21 protein-coding genes, 1 tRNA gene and 1 pseudogene are annotated in these 25,142 nt (G+C 54.5%); 13 read left to right on the forward strand and 10 right to left on the reverse strand.

The features are described 5' to 3' along the window. Nucleotides 1-1,587, reverse strand: a pseudogene (locus HBA26_RS13470) (autotransporter outer membrane beta-barrel domain-containing protein); the annotation flags it as partial. A gap of 445 nt (nt 1,588-2,032) precedes the next feature. On the opposite strand from HBA26_RS13470, the gene hemB reads away from it, so the two are divergent. Both hemB and HBA26_RS13480 read left to right on the forward strand, forming a co-directional pair. Then, nucleotides 2,033-3,007: a porphobilinogen synthase gene (gene hemB, locus HBA26_RS13475; protein WP_045259875.1), complete on the forward strand. Its 975-nt coding sequence runs from the start codon at nt 2,033-2,035 to the stop codon at nt 3,005-3,007. A 72-nt stretch (nt 3,008-3,079) separates the two neighbouring features. After that, entirely contained in the window at nt 3,080-4,780 is a 1,701-nt protein-coding gene (locus tag HBA26_RS13480; RefSeq protein WP_126345138.1) for a lysophospholipid acyltransferase family protein, read from the forward strand. A 106-nt stretch (nt 4,781-4,886) separates the two neighbouring features. On the opposite strand, the gene tauD is transcribed toward HBA26_RS13480, so the two are convergent. The 6 genes from tauD to mmuP all read right to left on the reverse strand — a co-directional run bounded on the left by tauD (nt 4,887) and on the right by mmuP (nt 10,790). Then, entirely contained in the window at nt 4,887-5,735 is an 849-nt protein-coding gene (tauD, locus tag HBA26_RS13485) for a taurine dioxygenase (protein ID WP_041911116.1), read from the reverse strand. Beyond that, nucleotides 5,732-6,559 (reverse strand): taurine ABC transporter permease TauC, encoded by an 828-nt coding sequence (tauC, locus tag HBA26_RS13490; RefSeq protein ID WP_048957569.1) that lies wholly within the window; start codon nt 6,557-6,559, stop codon nt 5,732-5,734. Before tauC ends, tauD begins: the two co-directional genes overlap by 4 nt. Then, nucleotides 6,556-7,323, reverse strand: a complete 768-nt coding sequence (tauB, locus tag HBA26_RS13495) for a taurine ABC transporter ATP-binding subunit (RefSeq protein WP_126345142.1) — start codon at nt 7,321-7,323, stop codon at nt 6,556-6,558. The genes tauC and tauB overlap by 4 nt, the downstream gene beginning before the upstream one ends. A gap of 10 nt (nt 7,324-7,333) precedes the next feature. Then, complete coding sequence (gene tauA, locus HBA26_RS13500) at nt 7,334-8,296, reverse strand: taurine ABC transporter substrate-binding protein (RefSeq protein ID WP_028012107.1); 963 nt, start codon at nt 8,294-8,296, stop codon at nt 7,334-7,336. A 174-nt stretch (nt 8,297-8,470) separates the two neighbouring features. Then, nucleotides 8,471-9,403: a homocysteine S-methyltransferase gene (mmuM, locus tag HBA26_RS13505; protein ID WP_126345143.1), complete on the reverse strand. Its 933-nt coding sequence runs from the start codon at nt 9,401-9,403 to the stop codon at nt 8,471-8,473. Continuing rightward, entirely contained in the window at nt 9,390-10,790 is a 1,401-nt protein-coding gene (gene mmuP, locus HBA26_RS13510) for an S-methylmethionine permease (protein WP_126345144.1), read from the reverse strand. Before mmuP ends, mmuM begins: the two co-directional genes overlap by 14 nt. Nucleotides 10,791-11,127: 337 nt before the next feature. Here mmuP and HBA26_RS13515 point away from each other — a divergent pair, with 337 nt between their 5' ends. From HBA26_RS13515 to HBA26_RS13565, 11 genes are all read left to right on the forward strand, one after another. Next, the gene (locus tag HBA26_RS13515; protein WP_047367583.1) at nt 11,128-12,237 is read left to right on the forward strand and encodes an AI-2E family transporter; all 1,110 of its coding nucleotides are present in this window, start codon (nt 11,128-11,130) and stop codon (nt 12,235-12,237) included. Between the two features lie 119 nt (nt 12,238-12,356). After that, on the forward strand, nt 12,357-14,141 hold the full coding sequence (locus tag HBA26_RS13520) for a diguanylate cyclase (protein WP_166720922.1): 1,785 nt from the start codon (nt 12,357-12,359) through the stop codon (nt 14,139-14,141). Nucleotides 14,142-14,451: 310 nt separating this feature from the next. After that, entirely contained in the window at nt 14,452-15,525 is a 1,074-nt protein-coding gene (locus HBA26_RS13525; RefSeq protein ID WP_126345146.1) for a catalase family peroxidase, read from the forward strand. Further along, nucleotides 15,522-16,085 carry a cytochrome b gene (locus HBA26_RS13530; RefSeq protein WP_041911125.1) on the forward strand — a complete coding sequence of 188 codons (564 nt, stop codon included), beginning with the start codon at nt 15,522-15,524 and terminating at the stop codon, nt 16,083-16,085. The genes HBA26_RS13525 and HBA26_RS13530 overlap by 4 nt, the downstream gene beginning before the upstream one ends. Before the next feature lie 427 nt (nt 16,086-16,512). After that, entirely contained in the window at nt 16,513-17,007 is a 495-nt protein-coding gene (locus tag HBA26_RS13535; RefSeq protein ID WP_028012099.1) for a molybdopterin-dependent oxidoreductase, read from the forward strand. A gap of 17 nt (nt 17,008-17,024) precedes the next feature. Next, on the forward strand, nt 17,025-18,962 hold the full coding sequence (locus HBA26_RS13540; RefSeq protein WP_047367578.1) for a bifunctional diguanylate cyclase/phosphodiesterase: 1,938 nt from the start codon (nt 17,025-17,027) through the stop codon (nt 18,960-18,962). A 239-nt stretch (nt 18,963-19,201) separates the two neighbouring features. Continuing rightward, a complete protein-coding gene (locus tag HBA26_RS13545; protein WP_028012097.1) occupies nt 19,202-19,459 on the forward strand; it encodes a YjhX family toxin in 258 nt (85 codons plus the stop codon). Nucleotides 19,460-19,469: 10 nt separating this feature from the next. Further along, nucleotides 19,470-20,216, forward strand: a complete 747-nt coding sequence (locus tag HBA26_RS13550) for a class I SAM-dependent methyltransferase (RefSeq protein ID WP_100170710.1) — start codon at nt 19,470-19,472, stop codon at nt 20,214-20,216. A gap of 137 nt (nt 20,217-20,353) precedes the next feature. Beyond that, nucleotides 20,354-20,509: a hypothetical protein gene (locus tag HBA26_RS13555; RefSeq protein ID WP_166720923.1), complete on the forward strand. Its 156-nt coding sequence runs from the start codon at nt 20,354-20,356 to the stop codon at nt 20,507-20,509. A gap of 24 nt (nt 20,510-20,533) precedes the next feature. After that, a complete protein-coding gene (locus HBA26_RS13560; RefSeq protein ID WP_166720924.1) occupies nt 20,534-21,208 on the forward strand; it encodes a hypothetical protein in 675 nt (224 codons plus the stop codon). A gap of 745 nt (nt 21,209-21,953) precedes the next feature. Next, on the forward strand, nt 21,954-22,760 hold the full coding sequence (locus HBA26_RS13565) for a DUF4225 domain-containing protein (protein WP_023306876.1): 807 nt from the start codon (nt 21,954-21,956) through the stop codon (nt 22,758-22,760). Here HBA26_RS13565 and HBA26_RS13570 read toward each other — a convergent pair. The 3 genes from HBA26_RS13570 to proA form a co-directional block, all read right to left on the reverse strand. Beyond that, a complete protein-coding gene (locus HBA26_RS13570; RefSeq protein WP_015673660.1) occupies nt 22,757-23,071 on the reverse strand; it encodes a hypothetical protein in 315 nt (104 codons plus the stop codon). The two genes, HBA26_RS13565 and HBA26_RS13570, sit on opposite strands and share 4 nt — an antisense overlap. Before the next feature lie 622 nt (nt 23,072-23,693). Continuing rightward, nucleotides 23,694-23,766 (reverse strand) — tRNA-Thr (locus tag HBA26_RS13575). A gap of 111 nt (nt 23,767-23,877) precedes the next feature. Then, on the reverse strand, nt 23,878-25,131 hold the full coding sequence (gene proA / locus HBA26_RS13580) for a glutamate-5-semialdehyde dehydrogenase (RefSeq protein ID WP_126345148.1): 1,254 nt from the start codon (nt 25,129-25,131) through the stop codon (nt 23,878-23,880). Nucleotides 25,132-25,142 lie beyond the last annotated feature (11 nt).

Consider the following 25,142-nt stretch of genomic DNA (forward strand, 5'->3'; position numbering starts at 1 on the left):
GGTGATATAGCGTGCGTTGTTCAGATCACTGTTCAGCACATAATCGCGGCTGGCAACGTTGAGCACGCCGCCATCGGTCAGTACCATATTGTGCGTATCAACCTGACCCAGACCCAGCGCCAGCTCGGCACCGTTGTCTACGGTAATGGTGTTGGCATACAGCTCTGCTGTCTCTTCAGTCAGTGCCGCACGGCTATAGCTGTCCAGATACAGGCTGTCGGTTGCCACGGCTCCGCTGTCGCCAATATTCATGGTTGAAGCATTGGTCAGGGTGATTGAATCCGCCAGCAGGCCGGAGTTTTCAACATTGACCTGAGACTGGTTGTTCACCGTCAGCGCATCAATGTTGGAGACCTTGCGGGTATCCCACTCGGAACCGTTATCCAGCGCCACATTGAACAGGCCGCTTTGGTACACCTCTTCACCGGCAACGTGACCGTTGCTGTCGAAGGTAGAATCAGGCCAGATGCTGTTCGGGGACAGAGCGTGCCAGTCAACGTTGCTGTAGCCCTGGCCATACATCTGCGCAGTGCCGATAGCTTCAACGCTGGACTGCGCTGCACCGACCCACTTGCTGCCGTTGGTCAGCGTTACATCCAGTGTATCGGTACCGTCCCAGCCGTTGGTGGTTGGGTTATAGACACCATCTTCAGTGGTATCCGTTGCCGGATCGCCATTCTCGTAGAAGTTGTTATCAAAGGTGCTGGAGAAAAGAATGTCACCCGTTACGGTAGAGTGATCGAAGGTAGCGGTGGTCTGCATGGCGTTATCAGACGCGCCGGCCGCAACGATCAGCGCCGCATCATCCGCAGCCGAGGCGTTGGTTTCACCATAGTCGCTCGGCTTCGCCGTTTGACCGTAGAACCCGTTGGTGCCCAGATCGCTGTACGCACCAGAGGTCAGCACGGAGTCTTTCACCACCAGCGTATCGGTAAAGACATTGCTGCTGTTAGCAACGCCTTCAACGCCGTCGTATGGTGTGTTATCCAGTTCCTGATAACCCTGCGTCAGCGTGATACCCGCGACGTGGGAGTTGTTCTGAATAACGATATCAGATTCAACGTCCAGGGTAATTGCGTTACCCAGACCATAGGTGTCCAGATAATGCGTTTCAGTATTCTCGCCATTGACGACATCATACGCGTAATGCTCGTAGGCATCGTTGATGGTGGAGTTATCAACGGTCAGGCTAAAACGATCGTACTGGGCATGGCTGGTGCCATCGGTATCCACGCCATCTGCACACGTCGTGGTCATACACTCTGACGTGATCATGCCGTTAATGGTGCTGTTAGAAATACTCAACGCGTTCGCACGGCCATTGACCCCATCATCCAGATAGTAAGTCGAAATAACACCGTTTACGGTTGATTTATTGATGACCGGATAAATGTCACCATCATGGGTGGCATCCGAGTAATCCCAATCTGCGTAGCCATAATACCACGGCGTAGATGCGGTATTATCATATCCAAAAGTATTATATGTCGTACCGGAAATATCTTTCGCATTAGCCTGAGAAGCGATAGCCAGCGTACAAGCTAATGCAAGTTGAGATACAACCAGTTTCTTTTTCCATGTTTGCATTGGGTCATCCCTCCTCAGGGACGTAAGCATGTTTGTCCGTAAATCAATTAGCAATGTTTAATTGCGGAGTGAATTATGCAGTTTCATTCAGAAAAGGTTCAATGAATGATTCATTTAAGTCCGTATCCAGACAATCAGCAGATGTAAAACGAGAGAAAAAGAGCGCTAAATATAAATACTATAAAGAAAAAGTCAAAATAAACTAAACAAGCAAAGGTGATATGACTTTTATAAACAGATCATTTTTATTTATACATTCCCTTCGTAATAGAATTAACATCAATAATTCGAACCGACATTCCGCAGGATTAGTTAATTATATATAATTCACTGGCAATCATAGACAGGCCGCATTAATCGGTATCAAAATGCCCACTTTAGTAAAACACCTCACTTCACTTTGAGGTACACTAACCTTCTTTGTTCCACAAACATCAGGCATACCATGACCGATTTAATTGCACGTCCCCGCCGCCTGCGTAAGTCACCCGCACTGCGCGCTATGTTTGAAGAGACAACACTGAGCTTAAACGATCTGGTGTTGCCGATTTTTGTTGAAGAAGAGATTGATGACTACAAAGCCATCGAAGCCATGCCGGGCGTGATGCGCATTCCTGAAAAATACCTGGCGCGTGAGATCGAACGCATTGCCAACGCGGGGATCCGCTCGGTGATGACCTTCGGCATCTCCCACCATACCGACGCCACCGGCAGCGATGCATGGAAAGAAGATGGCCTCGTGGCCCGCATGTCCCGCATCTGCAAAGATACCGTGCCAGAAATGGTGGTCATGTCCGACACCTGCTTCTGCGAATACACCTCCCACGGGCACTGCGGCGTACTGTGCGATCACGGCGTGGACAACGATGCCACCCTACTGAACCTCGGCAAGCAGGCGGTCGTGGCTGCCGCTGCGGGTGCGGACTTCATCGCGCCGTCTGCGGCGATGGACGGACAGGTTCAGGCTATCCGTCAGGCACTGGATGCGGCAGGCTTTACCGACACCGCCATCATGTCCTACTCCACCAAGTTTGCCTCCTCCTTCTACGGTCCGTTCCGTGAAGCAGCGGGTACGGCGCTGAAGGGCGATCGTAAGACCTACCAGATGAACCCGCTGAACCGCCGGGAAGCGATTCGTGAATCCCTGCTTGATGAAGCCCAGGGCGCAGACTGCCTGATGGTGAAACCGGCTGGCGCCTATCTCGATATTCTGCGCGACATTCGCGAGCGCACCGAACTGCCGCTGGGGGCATACCAGGTGAGCGGTGAATACGCGATGATCAAATTCGCCGCGCTGGCCGGTGCCATCGACGAAGAGAAAGTGATCCTTGAAAGCCTGGGCGCGATCAAACGCGCGGGCGCGGATCTGATCTTCAGCTACTTCGCGCTGGATCTGGCCGAGAAAAAAATCCTCCGCTAATCTTCACCAAACTGCAATACAACCGACATCTGCTCCTTCTACTGTCTTCGCAAGACGGCAGGAGGAGTAATCATGTTTAGCCTCGATAGCGTTCTCGACGATCTTTGGCCTCAGGCGAGGCCTGCACCCTGGCAAAAAAGTCTGTTAAAAAGGCTGTTTTACGAAGAAGAATTCCAGCAGTTTGCCGCCGCTCACCGCCACCTGAAAGGACTGGATATGGTGGAGCAAGTTCTGGAGCACCTTGATATTCTCTGCACCGTTTCCGCCCGCGATCTCGAACAAATCCCCGAACATGGCCCACTGGTTATTATTGCCAACCACCCGACAGGCACGCTGGACGGGCTGGCGCTGATGTACGCCGTCTCCCGCGTGCGGCGCGACGTTAAAGTCGTGACCAACCGGATGCTGACCCACCTTGAGCCTCTCAGTTCGCTGTTTATTCCGGTGGACAATATGGGCGGCAGGACGGCGAAATCGTCTCTGGTTCAGATGGAGCAGCATCTGCAAAACGCGGGCGTGCTGATCTTCTTCCCGGCGGGTGAAGTTTCACGCCCCACGCGCAAAGGCATTCGCGATAAAAAATGGCACTCCGGCTTTATCAAACTCGCCAGCAAGCTGCGCGCCCCGCTGCTGCCGGTGCATATTCAGGCGCATAACAGCCTGCTCTTTTATGCCAGCACGCTGGTGTCGCCGACATTGTCGATGCTGCTGCTAATGCAGCAGATGTTCCGCCGCCGCCACAGCCAGCTGCCGATTAAAATCGGCCAGCAAATCGCCTGGCATCACTGGCATAGCGCCACTCTTTCGTCACGTGAGATGGCCGAGCAGTGCCGTCAGCACGTGATACGTCTTGGCAAGGGATTGCCTGGCGTCTTCAAAACCCAGTGCGCCATTGCCCGTCCGGAAGACAGGGCCACCCTGAAACGCGAGCTGGCGCAGGCGGAATGTCTGGGTAAAACCAGCGACGGTAAAACCATCTACCTGTGGCAGCGCAACGGGCAGGAAGAGGCGCCTCTTCTGCGCGAACTGGGCCGCCTGCGCGAGATTGCGTTTCGCGCGGTGGAGGAAGGGAGCGGTAAACGCCGGGACACCGACAGCTACGATGACGATTATCTGCACCTGATCCTCTGGGATGAAGAGGATCTGGAGATCGTCGGGGCGTATCGCTTTATGCCGACGGCCATGCAGATCGAAAAGCGCGGCGTTGAAGGTCTGTACAGTTACAGCCTGTTCCACTACGACGACAAAATGCAGGACGTGCTTGAGCACGGCATTGAGCTCGGGCGCAGCTTTATTCAGCCGCGCTACTGGGGGCGTCGCGGTCTGGACTATTTATGGTCCGGCATCGGGGCTTACCTGGCGCGTTACCCACATTATCGCTACCTGTTTGGCCCCGTCTCCATCTCCGGCGGCTTACCGCCTGCGGCACGGGATCTGCTGGTCGCCTTTTACCGCCTGTGGTTCCCCGCGACGCATCCGCTAGCCGCGTCACGTCAGCCGTATCCGGCATCCTTACCGGACGTGCTGGCACAGTTTGGCGGCGTGGATTACGTGGACGATTTGACGAAGCTGAAATCCCTGCTCGGCAATCTGGGCTGCGGCATACCGCCGCTGTATAAACAGTATTCCGAGCTATGCGAGCCCGGCGGCGTGCAGTTTATTGATTTTGGCAGCGACCCGGCGTTCAACAACTGCGTAGACGGTCTGGTGCTGGTGGATTTGTGCTACCTGAAGGCGAACCGCTATCAGCGGTATATTGAGGCGCACCTTTAATTGGCCGGGGATTGGTAGGCCGGGTAAGACGTAGCCGTCACCCGGCAATTGTGCACCGTTTTCGCCGGGTGGCGCTGCGCTTACCCGGCCTACGGGTACTCCAGGATCAGGGGCGGTAAAACGGCTTATCCCCCAAAATCGTCGCCCGCTGCATAATCCTTCGCTGCGGCAGATAGTCCGCGTTGGCGTAATGCTGCGTCACGCGGTTATCCCAGATCGCCAGGTCGTTCTCCTGCCAGCGCCAGCGCACCTGAAACTCCGGTTTAGTGATATGTGCGAACAGGAATCCCAGCAGCGCGTCGCTCTCTTTCTCCGTCACGTCCACAATGCGCGTCGTGAATCCTTCGTTCACGAACAGCGCCTGCTTGCCCGTGACCGGATGGGTACGCACCACCGGGTGCAGCAGCGGCGGATGCTTCGCCACCGCCTCCAGCCAGCGCTGATGCTCCTCTTCGCTTTTACGGTACTTGTATTCCGGGAACGATTTTTTGAAGTCGTGCTCCGCCCGCAGGCCGCTCAGCAGCGTCCGGAACGGCGCAGAGAGCGCCTCAAACGCCGCAATCCCGCTCGCCCACAGCGTATCGCCGCCGGTCTCTGGCAGTAATTTTGCTGCCAGAATCGCCCCGGCGGGCGGCGTCTCGATAAAGGTGACGTCCGTGTGCCAGTTGTCGTTGTCAGGCGGGTTATCGTTGTGGGTATCCAGAACGATAATCTCCTCCACCCCTTCCGCATGCGGATAGACCGGGTGGATATGCAGGTCGCCAAAACGCAACGCCAGCGCGCGCTGCTGCTGCGGGGTGATCGCCTGCTCGCGCAGGAACACCACCTGATGGCGCAGCACCGCGTGGTACAGCTGCTCAAACTGGTTATCGCTCAGCGGGCGGGACACATCCAGGCCCGACACCTGCGCGCCAATATACGGCCCCAGCGGGGTGATGGTCAGTCGTTCACTCATTGTATTTCTCCATGCCAGGGCGTCAGGCGGCGCTGTAGCGCGCGCAGCCCCAGTTCTAATCCGAAGGCGATCGCGGCAATCACCGCGATCCCTGCCAGCACCACGTCAGTCGCCAGGAACTCTCCCGCCGACTGAACCATAAACCCTAATCCTCGCGTGGCGGCGATCAGCTCTGCCGCCACCAGCGTGGACCAGCCCACGCCGAGGCCGATGCGCAGCCCGGTTAAAATCTCCGGCAGCGCGCCGGGTAGAATCACGAACAGCAGCACTTGCGTACGGCTGGCCCCCAGCGACTGCGCCGCACGAATGCGCACCTGCTGGGCACTCTTCACGCCCGCCAGCGCCGACATGGCAACCGGCGCGAAAATCGCCAGATAAATCAGCAGAATTTTCGACGTTTCGCCGATACCGAACCAGATCACCATCAGCGGCAAATAGGCCAGCGGTGGCACTGGGCGGTAAAGCTCAATCAGCGGGTCAAGGATGCCGCGCACCGTCGGGCTTAGGCCCATCGCGATCCCGACCGGGATACCGATAACCACCGCCGCCAGCAGCGCCACCAGAATGCGCGTCAGGCTTGCGCCGAGATGCTGCCAGAGCGTAGCGTCCATAAAGCCCTGCGGCCCGGCGATGGAGATGAGTTTCGCCAGCACCTGTCCCGGCGGCGGCAGAAACAGCGGGCTGACCCACTGCTGGGCCGCAACCGCCCACCACGCTGCCAGCAGCACCAGCAGCGTACCGACGCTCAGCGTAATTTGACGTGAGAAAGGCCAGCGCAGCGCCGGACGCGTGCGGCGCGTTTTTTCACTGAAGACGATGCTCATGAGAAGGCCTCCCGCTGTTCAAACACGCGGCTTAAGACGTATTCACGCTGCTCAATAAACCGCGGATCGGATTTGATGCTGCGCACGGGTTCTCCCGCGACGTAGCGGCGTGCGAAATCCAGCGGCAGCCGCTCCAGCACGCGCCCCGGCCCCGGCGAGAGCAGCACCAGCTCGGTCGCCATAAACACCGCCTCTTCGATATCGTGAGTAATCAACAGCACCTGCTTGCCCGTCTCATGCCACAGGCGCAGCAGCAGGGTTTGCATCTGCTCGCGGGTAAAGGCGTCCAGCGCCCCGAACGGCTCGTCCAGCAGCAACAGCTGCGGATTCGCCGCCAGCGCGCGAGCGATCCCGACGCGCTGACGCTGGCCGCCGGAAAGCTGCCAGATAAAGCGTTTTTCCGCCCCTTCCAGCCCCACTTTTTTCAGCATCGCCCGCGCGGTTGCCAGCCGCTGTTCACGGTTCACACCCGCAAGCTGTAGCCCAAACGCCACGTTCTCCTGCACGTTGCGCCACGGAAGCAATCCTTCGTTCTGAAAGACCACGCCGCGCTCGGCGCCAGGGCCATGCACCTTTTTGCCTTCCAGCTGAATGGTGCCGTGCTGATACGGTACAAACCCGGCGATCAGATTCAGCAGCGTGGTTTTTCCGCAGCCGGACGGGCCGAGCACCACCAGCAGTTCACCGCTGCCCAGCGTCAGGTTGATGTCCTCCAGCGCGGGTTTACCACCGTAATCGGCATACAGGTTCGTAATGTTCAGCATGGCGGACTCCTTATTTCACAAAGCGGTCGGTGACGTACTGACTGTAATCCGCCGCGACCGCAGGCACTTTGCCCTGCTCTTTCAGGAAGGTGGCGGTATCTACAATCGCTTTGCTCACCGGCCCGTTTAGCTGCTGCACCTGCTGCGCGGGGGTCAGATAGGTATTGCCCCTCACCAGCCCCGGCACGTCCGCTTCCGGCACGCCGCTCAGGCGGGAGAGTTTTTCCAGATTGGCGGGCTGCTTCAGCCACTCATCCGGGTTGCTGATGTACGGCTGCTGAGCGGCAATCGCGCTTTTCGCGAAGGCTTTGACTACCTCAGGATGTTTCTCGGCGAAGTCTTTACGCACCACCCACACGTCGAGGGTTGGCGCGCCCCACTGGCCCACTTTTTCGGAGTCGGTCAGCACGGTGCCGTCTTTTTCCAGCTCGTTTACTGCCGGTGCCCACACGTAGGCCCCGTCAATATCACCGCGCTGCCAGGCGGCGATTATCGCCGGCGGCTGAAGATTGATGATTTGCACCTGCCCCGGCTTGATGCCCCAGTGTTTGAGCGCCGCCAGCAGGCTGTAGTGGGTGGTGGAGATAAACGGCACGGCGATGCGTTTGCCGATCAGGTCTTCCGGTTTGGTGATGTTTTTCTTCACCACCAGCGCTTCGGAATTACCGAGCTGAGAGGCGAGGAGGAAAACCTCAATCGGTACCTGCTGGCTGGCCGCGACCGCCAGCGGGCTGGAGCCGATATTGCCAATCTGCACGTCGCCGGACGCTAACGCACGCACGACGGACGCGCCGCTGTCGAACTTGCGCCAGTCGACTTTCGCGCCGCTCTCCTTCGCAAAGGTATTGTCCGCCTGCGCAACCTTCGCCGGCTCAGCCGAGGTTTGATACGCGACGGTAACGTCCACCGCCTGCGCCTGAAATGCCCACAGCGCCAGCGCGCCGAGAAGTGTGATTCGCGATGAAATTGCCATAGTGCCTGCTCCCCTGTTGTTATGAGGGCAGTATTTCCGGCGCGGGAATTTTGATAAAGGAATAAAAAAGAATCGCTAATGACGATTCGTTTTTAGAAAAAAAGCGGGAAAGGATAGTTGATTTTGTGCGGTTGGTTTGTGCCGGGTGGCGCCTGCGCCTTACCCGGCACAAACTCAGCGCTGCGCGTTCAGCTCTGCAATATCCTTCGGCGTGGTGCGACAACATCCGCCGATTAACTTCGCTCCAGCCGCCAGCCACTGCGGCAGATACCCCGCCAGCGTCTCGCACGCTTCGCCGTGGTGGTGCCAGGTTTTGGTTACCGCATCATAATGCTCGCCCGAGTTCGGGTAGACCACCAGCGGCAGCGGCGTCAGGCTTTGCAACTGCTTCAGCGCCGCCGCGGTGTTTTCCAGCGCGATACAGTTGATGCCCAGCGCGACGACCTGCGGATAGTCCTCCAGAGAAGAAACCACCTCCCGCAGCGGCGTGCCGTCGCTCAGGTGCTCGCTGTCGCGAAGGGTGAAGGAGAACCACGCCCGTGCGCGGGGATACGCCGTCAGCAACGCGGCCAGCGCCTTTATTTCCGTGAACGACGGCAGCGTTTCGCAGGCCAGCAGGTCTGCACCCGCGTCCAGCAGCGCTTCCACGCGCGGGCGATGGAATTCTGTGAATTCTTCGGCACTGCGCACGTAGTCGCCGCGATACTCTGAGCCATCCGCCAGATACGCCCCGTACGGCCCTACGGAGCCCGCTACCAGCAGCGTGCCCGCGTGCGGGTTTTCGGCCAGGTACGCTTCGCGCGCCTTACGCGCCAGCTCCACGCTTTTGCCAATCAGCGCGCGGGACTGCGCCTCATCCAGACCGCGTGCCGCAAAGCCCGCAGGCGTGGCCTGGTAGCTGGCGGTGATCGCCACCTGCGCGCCCGCGCGGTAGTAATCAAGATGCACTTCACGGATAAGATCCGGGTTTTCCACCAGCACTTTGGCCGACCAGAGGCTGTCTGCAAGGTTACAGCCGCGCGCTTCCAGCTCCGTTGCCATTGCGCCATCCAGCACCACAAACGGCTGTTTTTCAAGGATGGCGGTAAGCGGATTATTCTGCGACATGTTCAGGCTCCTGCGATGTCATATTTCGGGTCAGGTAGTAGGCACCATAACACAGGGCGACGAACGGAAGCCCGCAATAAAGGGCAATGCGCTGGCTGGGGTCAAACCACAGGCCGACGCAGGCCACCACGCAGAGGATAAAACCGAGCACCGGCACCAGCGGATACCACGGCGCGCGGTACTTCAGCGCAGAGAGCGGCTGGCCGGACTGCAGATGACGGCGACGGAAAACGAAATGCGACGCGCAGATGCTGATCCACACCGCCACCACCGCAAAGCCAGAAATGGCCGAGAGTGCGACAAACACCGTGTCCGGGGCCACCACGCTTGAGAACAGCGCCAGCACGCCGCCGAGCATGGAAACCGAGAGCGCCGTCAGCGGCACGCCGTTTTTGTTCACGCGGGCAAAGCAGCGCGGGAGCGTTTTCTCATTCGAGAGCGACCACAGCATGCGCCCGGAGGCATATAAGCCAGAGTTCGCCGCCGAGAGGATCGCCGTCAGGATCACGAAGTTAAAAATATCAGCGGCATAAGGAATACCGACCTTTTCAAACACCAGCACGAACGGGCTTTTTTCCACGCCCGCCTGCTGCATCGGGATCAGCGCCGCCAGCACAAACACGGTGCCGATAAAGAAGATGATCAGCCGCGCGATGGTGGTGCGGATCGCAACCGGAATGACCTTGTGCGGATTTTCCGTTTCACCCGCCGCGATGCCGATAAGCTCGGTCCCGGAGAAGGCAAAGTTCACCGCCACCATGGTCATCAGGATCGGCAGGCCGCCGTGCGGGAACCAGCCCTCGGCGGTGAGGTTGCTTAAGCCCGGCGCGGGTGAACCGTCCTGCATCGGGATGAAACCAAAGACCGCCGCCCCGCCGAGGATGATAAAGGCGATGATGGTGATGACCTTCACCAGCGAAAACCAAAATTCCCCTTCGGCAAAGAAGCGCGTGGAGATGACGTTAAGGCCGAATATCACCACGCAGAAGACCACGCACCACGCCCAGACGGGCACCTGCGGGAACCAGTACTGCATGCAGAACCCGGCGGCGGTAAAGCTCGACCCGAGCGCCACCGTCCAGGTGAGCCAGTAGAGCCACGCCACGGTATAGCCCGTCGCCGGGCCGAGATAGCGGGCGGCATAGACGTGGAACGCGCCGGTTTCCGGCATCGCCACGGAGAGTTCACCCAGACACTGCATCACCAGCCAGACCACCAGCGCGCCGATCAGGTACGCCAGCAGCGTGCCCGCCGCACCGGTGGTGGAAATGATGTATCCGGTATTAAAGAATAACCCTGTCCCAATCACGCCGCCCAGCGAGAGCATAATCAGGTGGCGTGTTTTCATGGTGCGCTTAAGCTGTCCATTTTCTTGTTGTGTTTGCATATTACCTTCTATACGTATGGACATCTAAACATCCAAAGAAGGTGTTATACCGCGATTGTTAATAAAAAGCTAGATGACCAGACGCAAACGGGCACGCCGCGCGCTGAGTCTGGGGTGGGTTGTGAGGATCACATAAAGAATGGGACGCCAGGCCATAAGCACCTCCGCAAGCAGATACTAACAGCATGGTGCGGGAACGTGCGATCTTCGGTCAGTCGAAAGTGCTATCCGTGAAGCGCAAATTCATACTGCGATATTGCTGAACTGGCCGCCGGGTTGGTAATTCTCGCAATCGGTTCTATAGTCGTCACAGTTTCTTAGTAACCAGGACTGACTGATGCGCTTTAACGGACTGACCAAAGGTTTCTTTATTTTCATTCTCGCCCTTGTGACCTGGGCCTTCTTCGACGTGCTGTCGCCCTACTTCTCCGCGATACTGTGGGCCGCTATTCTGACCGTCATTTTCAACCCGGTAAAAAACAAATTGCGCGCCGCGCTGGGGGATCGCAACGGGCTGGCCTCGCTGCTGACGATTGGCATTATCTGCCTGATCGTTTTCATCCCGCTGATGGTGATCCTCTCCTCGCTCGCCATTGAGCTGAACGTGGTTTACACGAAGCTTCAGGAGAACAACACCCAATTCCCGGAGGTAGTGGCGAGCATCTTCAACCACTTGCCGGACTGGGCCAGCGGCTTCCTGGCGGATCACAACCTGACCAACGCGGCGCAGATCCAGAAAAAACTCTCCGACGTTGCGCTGCAGGGCGGGCAGTATCTGGCGGGCAGCGCGTTCCTGATCGGCAAAGGCACGTTTGGCTTTGCGATTAGCTTCGGCATCATGCTTTATCTGCTGTTCTTCCTGCTGAAGGATGGACCGTATCTGGTACGCCAGATCCTCGACTCCCTGCCGCTGTCTGATTTTGTTAAACAGCACCTGTTCGCCAAGTTCGTCGGCGTCTCCCGGGCGACGGTGAAAGGGACGGCAGTGGTGGCCGTCGTTCAGGGCACGCTCGGCGGGATCGCGTTTGCCATCGTGGGCATCGACGGCAGCGTGCTCTGGGGCGCGCTGATGGCGTTCCTCTCGCTGGTCCCCGCCGTCGGCTCGGCGATTGTCTGGGTGCCAGCCGCCATTTACCTGTTCGCCACGCACCAGCTCTGGCAGGGGCTGTTTATTGTTGGCTTCTTCGTGATTATTGTCGGGCTGGTGGACAATATCCTGCGCCCGCTGCTGGTGGGGAAAGACACCAAAATGCCGGACTACCTGATTTTAATCACTACCCTCGGCGGTATGGAGCTGTACGGCATTAACGGCTTTGTGATTGGGCCGCTCATCGCCGCGCTGTTTATCGCCTGCTGGAACCTCTTCTCCGGCCGCGATCACGCGGGGAATGCCGAAGAGCTGGACGCCGAGTTCATCGAAGAGGGAAAAAACTCTCCAGATTTGTAGGGACGTGACGATAACGACCACATCAGGCGGCGCTGTGCCGCCTTTTTTTTCGCCTTAAATCATACGTTTTCTATAATTTGAAGAACGCCATCCTCTTTATGCGGTAAAAGGATCTCCAGGTGCGAATCGCGACAATAACCAACTGGGCCTACGGTGCCACGGTCTGCCTGACTATCGCCTCCGGCATTATCATGCTGATGGCCTCTGGTGCTGACACCGCCGAACGTCAGGCCATTGAACTACGTCAAAATTTTGATGAGCTTACAGAAAATATTGAAACCGACGCCTGGAAACAGTCCGATTTAGCGCGCCTGTATGTCATCAAAAAAAATCCGCAAATCCTGGATGAGTACAATGCGTCAGAGAAAAAACTGAAGAGCATCGAGCTGAAGCTGGAGAAACTGCAGGACACCGGCGCTTCAGATGACGAGCTGGCCCTGCTGCATGATGGTTTAAAAATCATTGATGCACTGCAGGATGAGCAGCAGGCGGCACTGACGAGCGCGACCCGGGGTGAAGATGCGCAGGCCGTTGCCCTGCTCTATGGCATGCCCTACGAGCAGGAGCTTGAGCGCGCACAAACCCAAATCGATCGCTTTCGCCAGATACTCGACAAACGTGTCATCGCCTCCGTGCGGGAGGCGACGAAAAAATCGAAAGCGCTGCGCACGGCTTCTGAAGTGATGGTTGGCCTGACCGCCCTGCTGTTCTTGTTTGTGCTCGGCTTTATATTAAAACGCCGCGTGCTGCGCCCGGTGGTACGCCTGAGCGACGTGGTTCACCGTCTGGCCTCTCAGGACTTCGCCGTTGAAACGCCCAACTTTAACCAGATTGATGAGATTGGCGATATGGCCCAGGCCATCCGCATCTTTCGTGAAAACGGCCTTGCGCGACAACGTCTGGAAAAAGAGCGTGACGCCGACTGGGCCATCCGCGAGCTGCTGGCGCGCATGACGCAGCGGCTGCAGGGGTGTGAAAACTTTGACGATGTGATCAACGTGGCGGAGCTGTTTGCGCCCAATATCGCGCCGGGGATAGCGGGCCGGCTCTACGTTTTTGACCGCGATCCGTGGCAAATGCGCTGCGTCGCCCAGTGGCTTTCACCGGCAGATGATAAGGCCACATTCCACCCCGATGCGTGCTGGGCCGTGCGTCGCGGTCAGAGCCACCCGCCGGTTAACGGTGAACCGGATGTCGCCTGCTATCATCTCCCGGAATCACAGGCGGAAAGCGCGCTGTGCGTACCGCTTATCGCCCAGGGCCAGGCCATTGGATTGCTCTCGTTCCAGAACATCGCCCCGGAAAATGCTCCTGCACGCGCGTATCTGGAACTGATGGCCGAGGCGCTCGGACTGGCGCTGGCGAATCAGCGCCTGCGCGACGCGCTGCTGGAAAAAGCCTTGTTTGACCCGCTTACCGGCCTGCGTAATCGTCATCATCTGGAAGACACCCTGCACACGCAAATGACGCAGGCCATGCGCAACGGCGAGCCGTTAAGCTGCATGATGATCGACATCGATCACTTCAAGAGCATTAACGACCGCTTTGGTCACGAGGCCGGCGATCAGGTAATCAAAAACGTGGCGACGATTGTTCAGCGGGCCGCGCACGACGGCGGGCTGGCATTCCGCTACGGGGGCGAGGAGTTTCTGGTTCAGCTTCCCGGGGCCGGTGAAGCAGAAGCGCACGCCTGCGCGCAGAAGATTTACAACGGCGTGCATGCGCTATCGCTTCGCTACGGGCTGACCGAGATTGGGCCGGTGGATGTGTCGATTGGTATCGCCAGCTATCCAGAGCATGCTCAAAGTGACAACCTGCTGCGCGCCGCGGACGTGGCACTGTACCGGGCGAAAGAGCTGGGACGCTCGCGAATTGTGAGTTTTGGGATGCTGGAGGCGGGCTAGACCGCCCGCCGGGTGGCGAACGCGAAAATATCTGGCATCAAAAAATTATAAACTTTTCGTGATATTCTTTTTTAATAAAGTTTACCTTATATACTCTTCTCAGAGCGTAAAACGCACGTTATAAAAATAGTGGCTTTTCAGTCTATTATTCTTTAGCGCGTCTATAATCGCCTCATCATAAAAATATCCTCTGGCATATTACCGCGATTATAAAAAAATAATCGCCTCAACTTTATCCCTGTATTAATGCGTGGCTCGCCGATGTTCGTGCGCGTGACAGGTATTATTCTTTCACACTGGAAAAACGTCTATGTCTAATGTGGATTTACGATCCAAAAAATCCTGGGGAGCGCTGGCCATCATCGCCGCGATCGTGGGCGCGATAGCATCCGCATTTGCGTGGACGGCGGGTTGGATCGGTTCTCGCACCACCAGTCAGGCATTAGTCTCGGAAACACCAACGCCGTTTCCTCCCGGATTTCGCCGGGCACACGGCAAAGGAATGTGTTTTACGGGAAACTTCATTCCAGCCGGTTCAGCAACGTCTTTGTCAACCGCGCGCCTTTTTTCCCAGCAGCACACCCCTGTTGTCGGACGGTTTTCCATCGGCACTGGCGACCCCCACGCGGCGGATAGCTCAACGAAAACCCTGAGCATGGCCCTGATGTTCAGAACAGACGATAACCAGCAGTGGCGTATGGCGATGAACAACGAACCCTTCTTTGCGACCCGGGACCCTGAAGGATTTCTGGCGCTGCACCAGGCAACCGCGCCAGACCCGGCCACCGGCAAGCCGAATCCACAGCGCCTCGCGGCATTCTTAAAAGCCTATCCGGAAGCAGAGAAATACCTCAAATGGGCGGCACAAAAGCCCGCCCCCGGGAGCTTTGCCGGCGCAACGTTCTACAGCATTAACGCCTTTTACCTCGTGGACGGTCTCGGAAATCGCCAGGCGGTACGCTGGATGATGCGCCCGCACGATCCTTTTGTGTCGCTGAGCGAGGAGCAGCGCCAGAAGGCCGATCGCAACATCATGTTCGAGGGCGTCAGCCAGAGGCTTGCTCAGAAGCCTCTCTACTGGGATTTTGTTCTGCAACTCGCCCAGCCGGGCGATCCGGTGGATGACCCTTCCCGGCCGTGGCCTAACGATCGCAGGCAGATCGTGGCCGGTACGCTGGAAGTGGTGCGCGTCGAAGCCCAGGCTGACGGTCCGTGCCGCGACGTTAACTTCGACCCCTCGACGGTTCCTTCGGGTGTGAACGTGTCTGACGATCCTGTGTTAAACGCGCGTTCTGCCGCGTATTCACACTCCTTTAGTCGCCGGGAACGGGAAATTGGTTACGGCAAAGCCACCGAAGCTGTTGAAAAGCAGGAGGTAAAATGAACCCGAATCAAGAACACGGAAAAGCGCCGCAGCATTTCAACGCCCTGGCAAGAGGACTACACTGGCTAATGGCGGCGATGATTCTTGCCATGCTGTTTATTGGTACCGCAATGATGACGACGCTTCATCACCGGATTGCGCTTATCGACCTGCATCGCCCTCTGGGGATTGCCATATTACTGCTGGCGCTGCTCCGTCTGGTGAACCGACTTCGTAGCAAGACGCCCCGGCTGCCTGCTGATTTACCCTTCTGGCAAGTGCTTGCGGCTAAAGCGTCGCACTGGCTGCTGTATGCGCTCATGCTGGCAATGCCATTTTTGGGCTGGGCGCAGCTGTCGGCAGCAGGCTTGCCCGTCGTCATGTTCGAGGGATTTAATCTCCCACCGATTTTGCCAGTAAGCCCAACCCTTTTCGCCTGGTGTCACGATGCGCATAGCCTTCTGGCAAAACTCCTTTTTGCCGTGGTGCTATTACATATTTCTGCTGCATTAGTACATGCCTGGATCTACCGGGATAGCGTTTTTGCCAGCATGACGAAAAGCGGCAACCAGAAAAATTAAATAAAAAAAAGGCCTTTTTATCCGCTCTCGAATAAAAAATCGCCGGAGTGTGATAATTAAACGGCACAATTAGCGCGACATATAAATTGGCGAAAAATAACCAGGCGTCGTTGTCCCGGTAACCTGCAGTCTGGGGCATCCGACGTTATGGTTAGCAACGCTGCCCGGGCGATGCCTCGTGCGCGTCAATAAAAAACGATCGTTTTTTAGCCGAAAGCGACTTTATTCACATAATGGTCGCGTACTTAAAAAAAGAAGCACTCACAGTGCTGTAAAACCCGCTCGCACCAAACCACTTCAACTCGATGATTTTAAAACATTTTCCTGCAACGCATATCCAAAAACGGTAGCGTCTCAACAAAATACATAAACTAGTAGGATAACTAAATTATAATTCATATACTTCTGTGCAAAAGTGGAGGCCATAATGCGATTAATCCTAATGCTGGTATGCTGTCTGGTTCAGAGTTTAGCCTGGGCGGGTGAACTGCCGAAACCCGCCGGAAAACCCATTTTGACGATTTACGGGAATATAGAAAATACTAACGAAGATGGAAAAGCAGTGTTTGATCTCGCAAGCCTTGAAAAACTCGGCATGGTGAGTTTCGAGACGACATCTCCCTGGTATACGGGCAGGACGAAGTTTGAGGGTGTTCCAATGAACAAACTCATGGATTATGTTGGAGCAAAGGGTTCTGTCGTTAATGTTATTGCCCTTAATGATTACGCTACCGCTATTCCTCTCAGCGATTTTAAGAAATATAATGCTATTCTTGCCTTAAAGATTAATGGCGAATATATGCGTATCCGCGATAAAGGCCCATCATTCATTGTATACCCTTATGACAGTCTTCCTGAGTTGAATAATCAAATTTATTACTCGCGTTCAGCATGGCAGGTTAGCAAAATGAAGATTGAATAGCAGTTCAGGAGAACATAATGAACAGGATACTGGTTGGTATCATTTTTTCTCTTTTTATCACGACGGGATATATTGCATTTCTTGTTTACGATCGTCAGCAAGAGCTGCAAAAACTGACTCACTACACTGAGTCCTGGTCCGTGGCTCAACTGGTATCAGAGTACTACCGATTTGAATCATGGCTTGGTCTATACGCAACCGATACTGATGACGTTACGATAGACCAGGCCCGCATGCGGCTCGAAATTATGCTCAGCCAGGGCGAGTTACTGAACGGGGGAGACTTAGGCCGCTATATTGAGAGCGATAAAACGCATCAAGAGATCGCTGCACGCCTGAAAGAAATACTGGCGTATCTGGACAGTAACCTGGAAAAAATGAGCCATGAAGAATTAAAAAAGTACCTGGCAAATATGCATCTGCTCGACGCGCCGCTCAGTCAACTGTCTTCAAGCGCATTAACCAAAGATATTAACACAATTAATGAATCTAACCATAAAATACAGATCCTATATTATATTTACTCTGTACTTTCGTTACTTCTGGTGATATTAAGCTTTATTCTGGGGTTCTTAATGATCTATCAGAATAAAAATATTCTTAAAGCCCACATGCAGGTTAAAACCCTCGCTGACGAACTTCAGCGGTCAAAAGAAACGCTGCAAATACAGAATTCGAAGCTGGAATATGATGTGTATCATGACTCCCTTACCGGCATGAAAAACCGTCTGTTCTTCTGGGACGATCTCAATAAAATTACCCTTCAGGCAGATAAAAATCATACCCCTGTCACGGTGATGTTATTTGATTTAGACCGGTTCAAAGAGGTCAACGATACCTATGGCCATGACGCCGGCGATTTACTGTTGAATCAGGTATCCCGACGGCTTACCTCAATGAGTAACGCGACGGATACGTTTTACCGCCTGGGCGGTGACGAATTTGCACTTCTCTCCAGCGGCCTGACCGAGAACGCGGCGGTTTCGCGCGCCAAAGAGATCAGCGCTCACATCAGTCTGCCCTATACGATCAATAACCAGCTGATAAAAATTGCCACCTGTGTAGGTATCGTTTTATCTGATAATGAGCGGCGCTCGGATTATCTCTATAAATTTGCCGATCTGGCCCTCTACGAAGCCAAAAAAGAGGGCTCACAGCAGATAAAAGTTTTCCGTCAGTGGATGCTGCAGAAGCTGCAGGAAAGCAGAACCCTTGAGCATGATATGGCTCTCGCGATCAGTAACCATGAATTCGTTGTTTATTACCAGCCTATTGTCGATTCATTCAGCAATGAAATTTACGGCTATGAAGCGCTTATTCGCTGGATACACCCGGTAAAGGGGATTTTGTCGCCTGATTACTTTATTTCTGTTGCTGAAAAAACAGGGATGATCAATGAGATTGGCAAAAATGTGCTTGAACTTGCCTGCCGGGAGGCAGCTTCCTGGGCGGTTCCGGCCAGAATCTCGGTAAACGTCTCACCTGTTCAGCTGGGGACTAAATCATTTACTGCAATGGTTCAGTCCATCCTGAAAGAGACGGGCTTGCCGGCCAGCCGCCTTGAGCTGGAAGTTACGGAGTCTTCGCTCTTCAGTGACAGCAACACGCCGCTCACTATTCTCAAAAAGCTCAGATCGCTGGGGGTAAAAATTTCCATTGATGATTTCGGAACGGGTTATTCCTCGCTCTCGAGGCTGAGTGAACTCAATTTTGATAAAATTAAAATTGATAAATCCTTTGTGAATCCGATATCCACCCAAGACGATGCGCTTAATATCGTTAAACTGATTACCGGCATGGCGAAGAGCCTCAATATGCGGGTCATTGCAGAAGGTGTGGAAACCGAAGCGCAGCTTGAACGGCTTCAGGCGCTGGGCTGCGATCTCGTGCAGGGCTATCTGTTCGGAAAGCCACAGGCTGAAATCGATAAAAATATAAAAAACGGTACAGTGTGATCTTACCGGGATCACACTTTTCAACCCTGGGTATACACATACAATGACCGGGTGTTATCATTCACCCCGTAAATACCTTTCAACTCAATCCGAGGCTTTGATGCTGGAGAATGTAATCATCCGATAATCAGCTCCCCGACCTTTTCAGGCCGGACTGATTATCAATGCGCCGAAATCGAATGCGGACACCGCTGTGTGTTTGCACGTTTTGCACATGATGATTAAACAGGTTTTCCAGTATGAATTTATCCCGTCAGGAACAGCGTACCTTACACGTTCTCGCCAAAGGTGGCCGTATTGTGCACGTCCGCGATACGTCCGGCCGCGTCACCGCCGTTGAATGTTACAGCCGCGAAGGGCTATTGCTCAGCGACTGCACGCTCGCCGTCTTCAAAAAGCTCAAAACCAAAAAGCTGATCAAATCCGTTAACGGTCAGCCCTACCGTATCAATACTACCGGGCTGAACAACGTCCGTGCCCAGCCTGATAATCGTTAAGGAGAGGATGATGGATATCCCACGCATATTTACTGTTAGCGAAAGCGAACACCGCATTCATAACCCCTTCACGCCAGAAAAGTACGCCACGCTGGGGCGCGTGTTACGCATGAAGCCAGGCGCGCGCCTTCTCGATCTCGGCAGCGGTTCGGGAGAGATGCTTTGCACCTGGGCACGCGATCACGGGATTACTGGTATTGGCATCGACATGAGCCCGCTCTTTACCGCGCAGGCAACGCGGCGCGCAGAGGCGCTCGGCGTCAGCGAACGCGTCCATTTTGTGCATAACGACGCGGCAGGCTACGTGGCTGATGAACAATGCGACGTGGCGGCCTGTGTTGGCGCCACGTGGATTGCGGGCGGCGTCGCCGGGACGATGGACCTGCTGGCACAAAGCCTTAAGCCCGGGGGAATCATGCTCATCGGTGAACCTTACTGGCGACAGGTTCCCGCAACGGAGGAGACGGCTCGGGCTTGCGGCGTCTCGTCCACCGCAGACTTTCTCACCCTGCCCGACCTTGTCGCGTCTTTCGATCGCCAGGGCTATGACCTGGTCGAAATGGTGCTGGCAGATCAGGAAGGCTGGGACAGATACGAAGCCGCGAAATGGATGACCCTGCGCCGCTGGCTGGATCAAAATCCCGACGATGATTTTGCACAGGAGGTGCGCACGGAGCTGACGGCAGCGCCTAAGCGCCATGTGGCTTACACAAGGGAATATACTGGCTGGGGCGTATTTGCGTTAATTGCACGATAGGAGGGAGTGGCGGTATAGCCTTTTGGGGCTATACCGGCCTTAAGCATGAAGCGCTCAGCATTGTGAACGCTGCGCTACGCCTGGCATGAAAAAACTTCTATCATTGTTTTTTCCGTTACCGCATTCACAGGCGCTTTATGGAAACCCCTTCTTTTCTCTATTTATTGCTTTTCCCGGCCAAAAAGATGATGAAAGTGGGTAAAGCCAATAATATCTATAACCGCATTCAGTCGCTAAAACGGGTCTGGGGCGATGTGGATTATGCCCATTCTTACCGCATTGCGTTACCGTAGTCCGAGGTCTTTAAGCTGGAAAAAATGCTGCATTTTCTTTTGGCCAAATATCAAACGGGCATTGATGCCGGCGACGGCTATACCGAGCTGTTTTCCATTGAGGCGCTGGAGCCCGCCATTAAGCATATTCATTACGTCATTGAGCATGGGGTCATTGATGCTCAGCTCCTTCAGGGAATCGAAAAGCCACAGCTTCGGCCCGGCAAAAGCGCGGCGCATCGCCACGCGAAAATGAAAAAACAGTCAGATACTATGATTAACAACGTTGTCAGGGTGACGGAACAGTTCAGCAGGATAAATCGTTTACTGCTTATCTTGCTATTTAAGCAGCACCGCCTTCGTTATCAATATGACATTGAAGGTAATACCATACTGTTTCGGATAGCAGACAACCGTACTGACCAACGCGATGCTCACAAAATAATGCGCATGTTCAGCTTTTTTATTGAAGACTTCAGATATTTGGGCGGGACCAACTACTGCTCGGGGGTCTTTGGTGAAGGCACGGTCACGCAATACAACGTGGAGTTGATTTCAGGCGACCCTGACGCACATCCTCTGGTGGCCTATCTCGCCTCGCAAACAGAGCGCTTGTTTAATAAATTGCCATCGCGATCGGCGTTATTAATGGAAGATCTGCCGATACTGGAATCGAGCCGAATCCTGCGTAGGGTATTACAGAATGATGACGAGGATTAAGTTGCTTATGCCGCGACACTTATTGCTATTCAAGGGCAAGACGACGTACTGTCATCAAGACAGATGCCCTCTGGTGAATCCTGTATCGCGCTGTGGGAAGTCATGGATTATCGGTACGCCAGTTATATCTGGTGCTAGAAATCGCCGCTGAGGGCTTCTGGTGAAGCGTAGAAGGGATTGATGGGACTGGGACTGCATGCGCTGGTGTGGAAAAAGATACGCATCTATGACCGCCAGGACGGGAGAATTTCGCCAGGTGAGGGTAGACCTTCTACCCGTTGTGGTAACGTCGCCGTGGTGACTTTGCATCTGCTGGTGAATAGAAAAATATGCTTTTATGGCGTTTAATGCTCTGGCAGGATCAAAGGCCTGAAACCTGAAGTTGTGGGGTGACCAGACAAACTCATCCAAAATCCTTGAACAAGTAAACTCACCTCAAATCCTCCCGAATGCTATCCTTCTGTTGATCAAATCGCTGTTGTATACCCGGCTTCACGCCAACGCGCCGAAAAGCAATACCTGACCAAAAAAGCCAATTTGGCGAAGAAAAGCGCTTTTCACCGAGGGCCTGGGCTGACGGCCTAGCAGCGGTCCAACAGAGGCGGGGATATTTTCAGCAGGAGAATGTAAACTGGAAGGATAAAACAACGGGACACCCACGGGGGCGGGTTGTGAAAGTATTTCCTGTTATCTTCGACCTTATTGCACGTAAAATGACCAGACACATTTTGGGAAGGAGTCTTTAATGGATATTGCGCTGCTCAACAGGGGCTGGAACAGAACATGGTCAGATACCATGGTAAATCTGGAAGCCCGGAAACTCGTCGAAACTGCAAATCGGCTATCAGCATTCTATTTGCAAGATGGGATAACACGTATCAAGTTTGTCGAAGAGATAAGGCAGGTCGTAGAGAAAGAATTTGAAACTGCACGACGGGCCAAAACCGATGAAGAATGCATTGCATGCATCAAAAATCTGCGTGCCGAAACAGATAATCTGCAAGAACAAGAACGCCTGTTAAGAACCAGAGCCGCCCAACTTTATGCAAAGGTCGAGTTTGTCAGGGAAAACAATAAAATTGTCGGATACGTTATTTCGGCAATCCATATAGTGGTATCTGGAGCAGCATTATTTGGTGGGATGGTTATGATGTCCACTATGACCCCTGTTGGAGTTCTTGCAGGAGCAGTTTTATTTGTTGATGGTATTAACGGTATAACAAAAGAAGCAAGCCATCTTCGCTATGGTGAACAATCCAAATCGGAAGGGATTTTTGCTGATGGCGCAATGGAGACCGCACAATTTATGGGGTTTAGCCCAAAAAGTGGATTAGCTCTTTATAATACGGTGACTCTAGGGGCGAGTGTCTATAGTATCTTCGGCTTAGCAAGGAAACCCGGAGCTTGGCGATTATTCCGTTGGCTGCCGCGTGATTACTACCGAAAAGTTGACACAATGAGCAAGCCTAAGCTAACGATGAAAATCGCTGGATATGGTGTCAAAGCGAAAGTCATTTTTGATCTTCTGGCTACTGATAACAGTACTAATTAAGATTTGTTCGCTCTACAGAATCGCCAAGATTTATAAGCAAGTACAGGCGGTTGTATAAAAATTGCAACCGCTGCGCCACAAGAAAGGCCAATAGCACCAGAGAAAACACTCTGCTCAGATGCGAACATCACAAGAAAAATGAATACAGCAAGGCAACCGGATACAACCCACACGGCTAGAATAAATCGCCTGGCCAGGTCCCTGATTGCATTCCCCAACGTTCCACCATAGCTTTCAACGTTGTTCTTTATCTTCTTCAAATCCGATGGTGTAAAGCCAGAACTCAACAAAGCCTCATCAGTAACATCCATATTGTCCTCTCCGCATTTCTTAACTGGCAATGGCACACATAATCATAATGATGAACTTTACAGTAATCCATATGATGTTTGTGCAATGTAGCAGATTTCAGACAATAGAAGCCATAAAGCCCCGTTAGTGGTAAGAAGACAAGCGGAGCGTAGCAACTTCATCTGGCCAACCTGGTTGGTTTCGCTTTGCGAAAGTCACCAGTGACCAAATCAGATTGTCAGAGGGATCACACCTTATCAGGGTGCTCATGTACCTTTCGGAGCGTGAGCGAAGCGCTGGCAGAGCCTGCATATCGTGTGCAGATGCGTTTCCACTATTCACCTGTTTACGCAGCCACAAGGCCGCACATCGGGCTTGAATGCGTGTGATCAATCTGTTTCGGGAGGATTTAGAGACGTTGGCAGCGTCATCAGCTTCGAGTTGATAGCGGTTCGTGGGGACTGTTCACGCTTTGTACCTGTTCGAGCTTTACAACTACAGGCCGCTACGTGCTAACATCCCTGAGTAGCCACTGTTAACCATAGCGGCAACTGTTGGTCATAGAATCCCTTAAAAAAAGATTGTATCTTGAGAGCGATAATCGCCTTAAGTTATTTTTTTTAAAGGATTTTATTGTGTGAGTGCCGATAATAGGAGTCGAACCTACGACCTTCGCATTACGAATGCGCTGCTCTACCAACTGAGCTATATCGGCCCTGAGAGGCCGGTTACGAGTGTAACCACGGGGCAAAAGGTTAGATCTAACCGGGTGATGCGTCAATGCCCTTTTGAATCAAACGGCTATTTTTGCATCACCCGTGACTATTTACGCACGAATCGTATCGTCACCGAAGCCGATCCACTTATAGGTGGTCAGCGCTTCAAGGCCCATCGGACCGCGCGCGTGCAGTTTCTGCGTGCTGACCGCCACTTCTGCGCCAAGTCCGAACTGGCCGCCGTCCGTGAAACGGGTGGAGGCGTTCACATATACCGCAGAGGAATCCACTTCATTCACAAAGCGATCGGCATTGCGCAGCGTACGCGTCAGGATCGCGTCAGAATGCTGCGTGCCGTGTTCACGAATGTGCGCAATAGCGTCGTCGAGATCCGCAACCACCTTCACGTTCAGATCCAGCGACAGGAACTCGTCGTCGTACTGCTCCGCTTTTACGGGAACCACGCTAGCCGGGCCACCCTGGAGCAGCGCGAGGGCATTGATATCAGCGTGCAGCGTCACCCCGCTCTCCGCCATCTGCTTGCTCAGAGCAGGCAGGAAAGCGCTCGCAATCCCCTGGTGCACCAGCAGCGTTTCCACGGTGTTACAGGTGCTTGGACGCTGGGTTTTGGCGTTGACGATAATCTTCAGCGCTGGCTCAATTTCGGCGCTGTCGTCCACCACGATATGGCATACGCCGATGCCGCCCGTGATGACCGGAATGGTCGACTGCTCACGGCACAGCTTGTGCAGGCCCGCGCCACCGCGTGGGATCAGCATGTCGATGTATTTGTCCATGCGCAGCATCTCGTTGACCAGCGCGCGGTCAGGACTCTCAATCGCCTGCACGGCCCCCGCCGGCAAGCCGCACTCTTCCAGCGCCTGCTGGATGACTTTCACCGTCGCGGCGTTGGTGCGCCAGGTCTCTTTCCCACCGCGCAAAATGGCGGCATTACCAGTTTTCAGGCACAGGGAAGCGACGTCAACCGTCACGTTTGGACGGGCTTCATAAATCACGCCGATGACGCCGAGCGGCACGCGGCGACGCTCCAGACGCAAACCGCTGTCGAGCAGCCCACCGTCAATCACCTGCCCTACCGGGTCGGCCAGATTACAAACCTGACGAACATCGTCGGCGATACTTTTAAGACGAGCCGGGTTCAGCGCCAGGCGGTCGAGCATCGCTTCGCTCAGGCCGTTTCGACGCGCTTCCAGCAGATCCTGCTCGTTGGCAAGCAAAATGTCCTGAGACTGTGCTTCCAGATAATCAGCGATTTTTTCCAGCACGCGGTTTTTCTCGCGGCTGGAAAGGAGCGCCAGTTTGTAAGAGGCGGCCTTCGCGGCTGCGCCCATTTGTTCCAGCATGTTCTGGCTCC

The sequence above is a fragment of the Enterobacter sp. 725m/11 genome (assembly GCF_011683705.1).
GTDB classification, from domain to species: Bacteria; Pseudomonadota; Gammaproteobacteria; order Enterobacterales; family Enterobacteriaceae; genus Enterobacter; species Enterobacter bugandensis.

Coding starts and splice junctions, on each gene's coding strand:
- hemB (WP_045259875.1), top strand. CDS start 2,033: ATGACCGATTTAATTGCACGTCCCCGCCGCCTGCGTAAGTCACCCGCA.
- HBA26_RS13515 (WP_047367583.1), top strand. CDS start 11,128: ATGCGCTTTAACGGACTGACCAAAGGTTTCTTTATTTTCATTCTCGCC.
- HBA26_RS13555 (WP_166720923.1), top strand. CDS start 20,354: ATGGAAACCCCTTCTTTTCTCTATTTATTGCTTTTCCCGGCCAAAAAG.
- HBA26_RS13565 (WP_023306876.1), top strand. CDS start 21,954: ATGGATATTGCGCTGCTCAACAGGGGCTGGAACAGAACATGGTCAGAT.
- HBA26_RS13540 (WP_047367578.1), top strand. CDS start 17,025: ATGAACAGGATACTGGTTGGTATCATTTTTTCTCTTTTTATCACGACG.
- HBA26_RS13535 (WP_028012099.1), top strand. CDS start 16,513: ATGCGATTAATCCTAATGCTGGTATGCTGTCTGGTTCAGAGTTTAGCC.
- HBA26_RS13480 (WP_126345138.1), top strand. CDS start 3,080: ATGTTTAGCCTCGATAGCGTTCTCGACGATCTTTGGCCTCAGGCGAGG.
- tauD (WP_041911116.1), bottom strand. CDS start 5,735: ATGAGTGAACGACTGACCATCACCCCGCTGGGGCCGTATATTGGCGCG.
- HBA26_RS13530 (WP_041911125.1), top strand. CDS start 15,522: ATGAACCCGAATCAAGAACACGGAAAAGCGCCGCAGCATTTCAACGCC.
- tauA (WP_028012107.1), bottom strand. CDS start 8,296: ATGGCAATTTCATCGCGAATCACACTTCTCGGCGCGCTGGCGCTGTGG.
- HBA26_RS13560 (WP_166720924.1), top strand. CDS start 20,534: ATGCTGCATTTTCTTTTGGCCAAATATCAAACGGGCATTGATGCCGGC.
- HBA26_RS13570 (WP_015673660.1), bottom strand. CDS start 23,071: ATGGATGTTACTGATGAGGCTTTGTTGAGTTCTGGCTTTACACCATCG.
- mmuM (WP_126345143.1), bottom strand. CDS start 9,403: ATGTCGCAGAATAATCCGCTTACCGCCATCCTTGAAAAACAGCCGTTT.
- HBA26_RS13550 (WP_100170710.1), top strand. CDS start 19,470: ATGGATATCCCACGCATATTTACTGTTAGCGAAAGCGAACACCGCATT.
- HBA26_RS13545 (WP_028012097.1), top strand. CDS start 19,202: ATGAATTTATCCCGTCAGGAACAGCGTACCTTACACGTTCTCGCCAAA.
- mmuP (WP_126345144.1), bottom strand. CDS start 10,790: ATGCAAACACAACAAGAAAATGGACAGCTTAAGCGCACCATGAAAACA.
- tauC (WP_048957569.1), bottom strand. CDS start 6,559: ATGAGCATCGTCTTCAGTGAAAAAACGCGCCGCACGCGTCCGGCGCTG.
- tauB (WP_126345142.1), bottom strand. CDS start 7,323: ATGCTGAACATTACGAACCTGTATGCCGATTACGGTGGTAAACCCGCG.
- proA (WP_126345148.1), bottom strand. CDS start 25,131: ATGCTGGAACAAATGGGCGCAGCCGCGAAGGCCGCCTCTTACAAACTG.
- HBA26_RS13525 (WP_126345146.1), top strand. CDS start 14,452: ATGTCTAATGTGGATTTACGATCCAAAAAATCCTGGGGAGCGCTGGCC.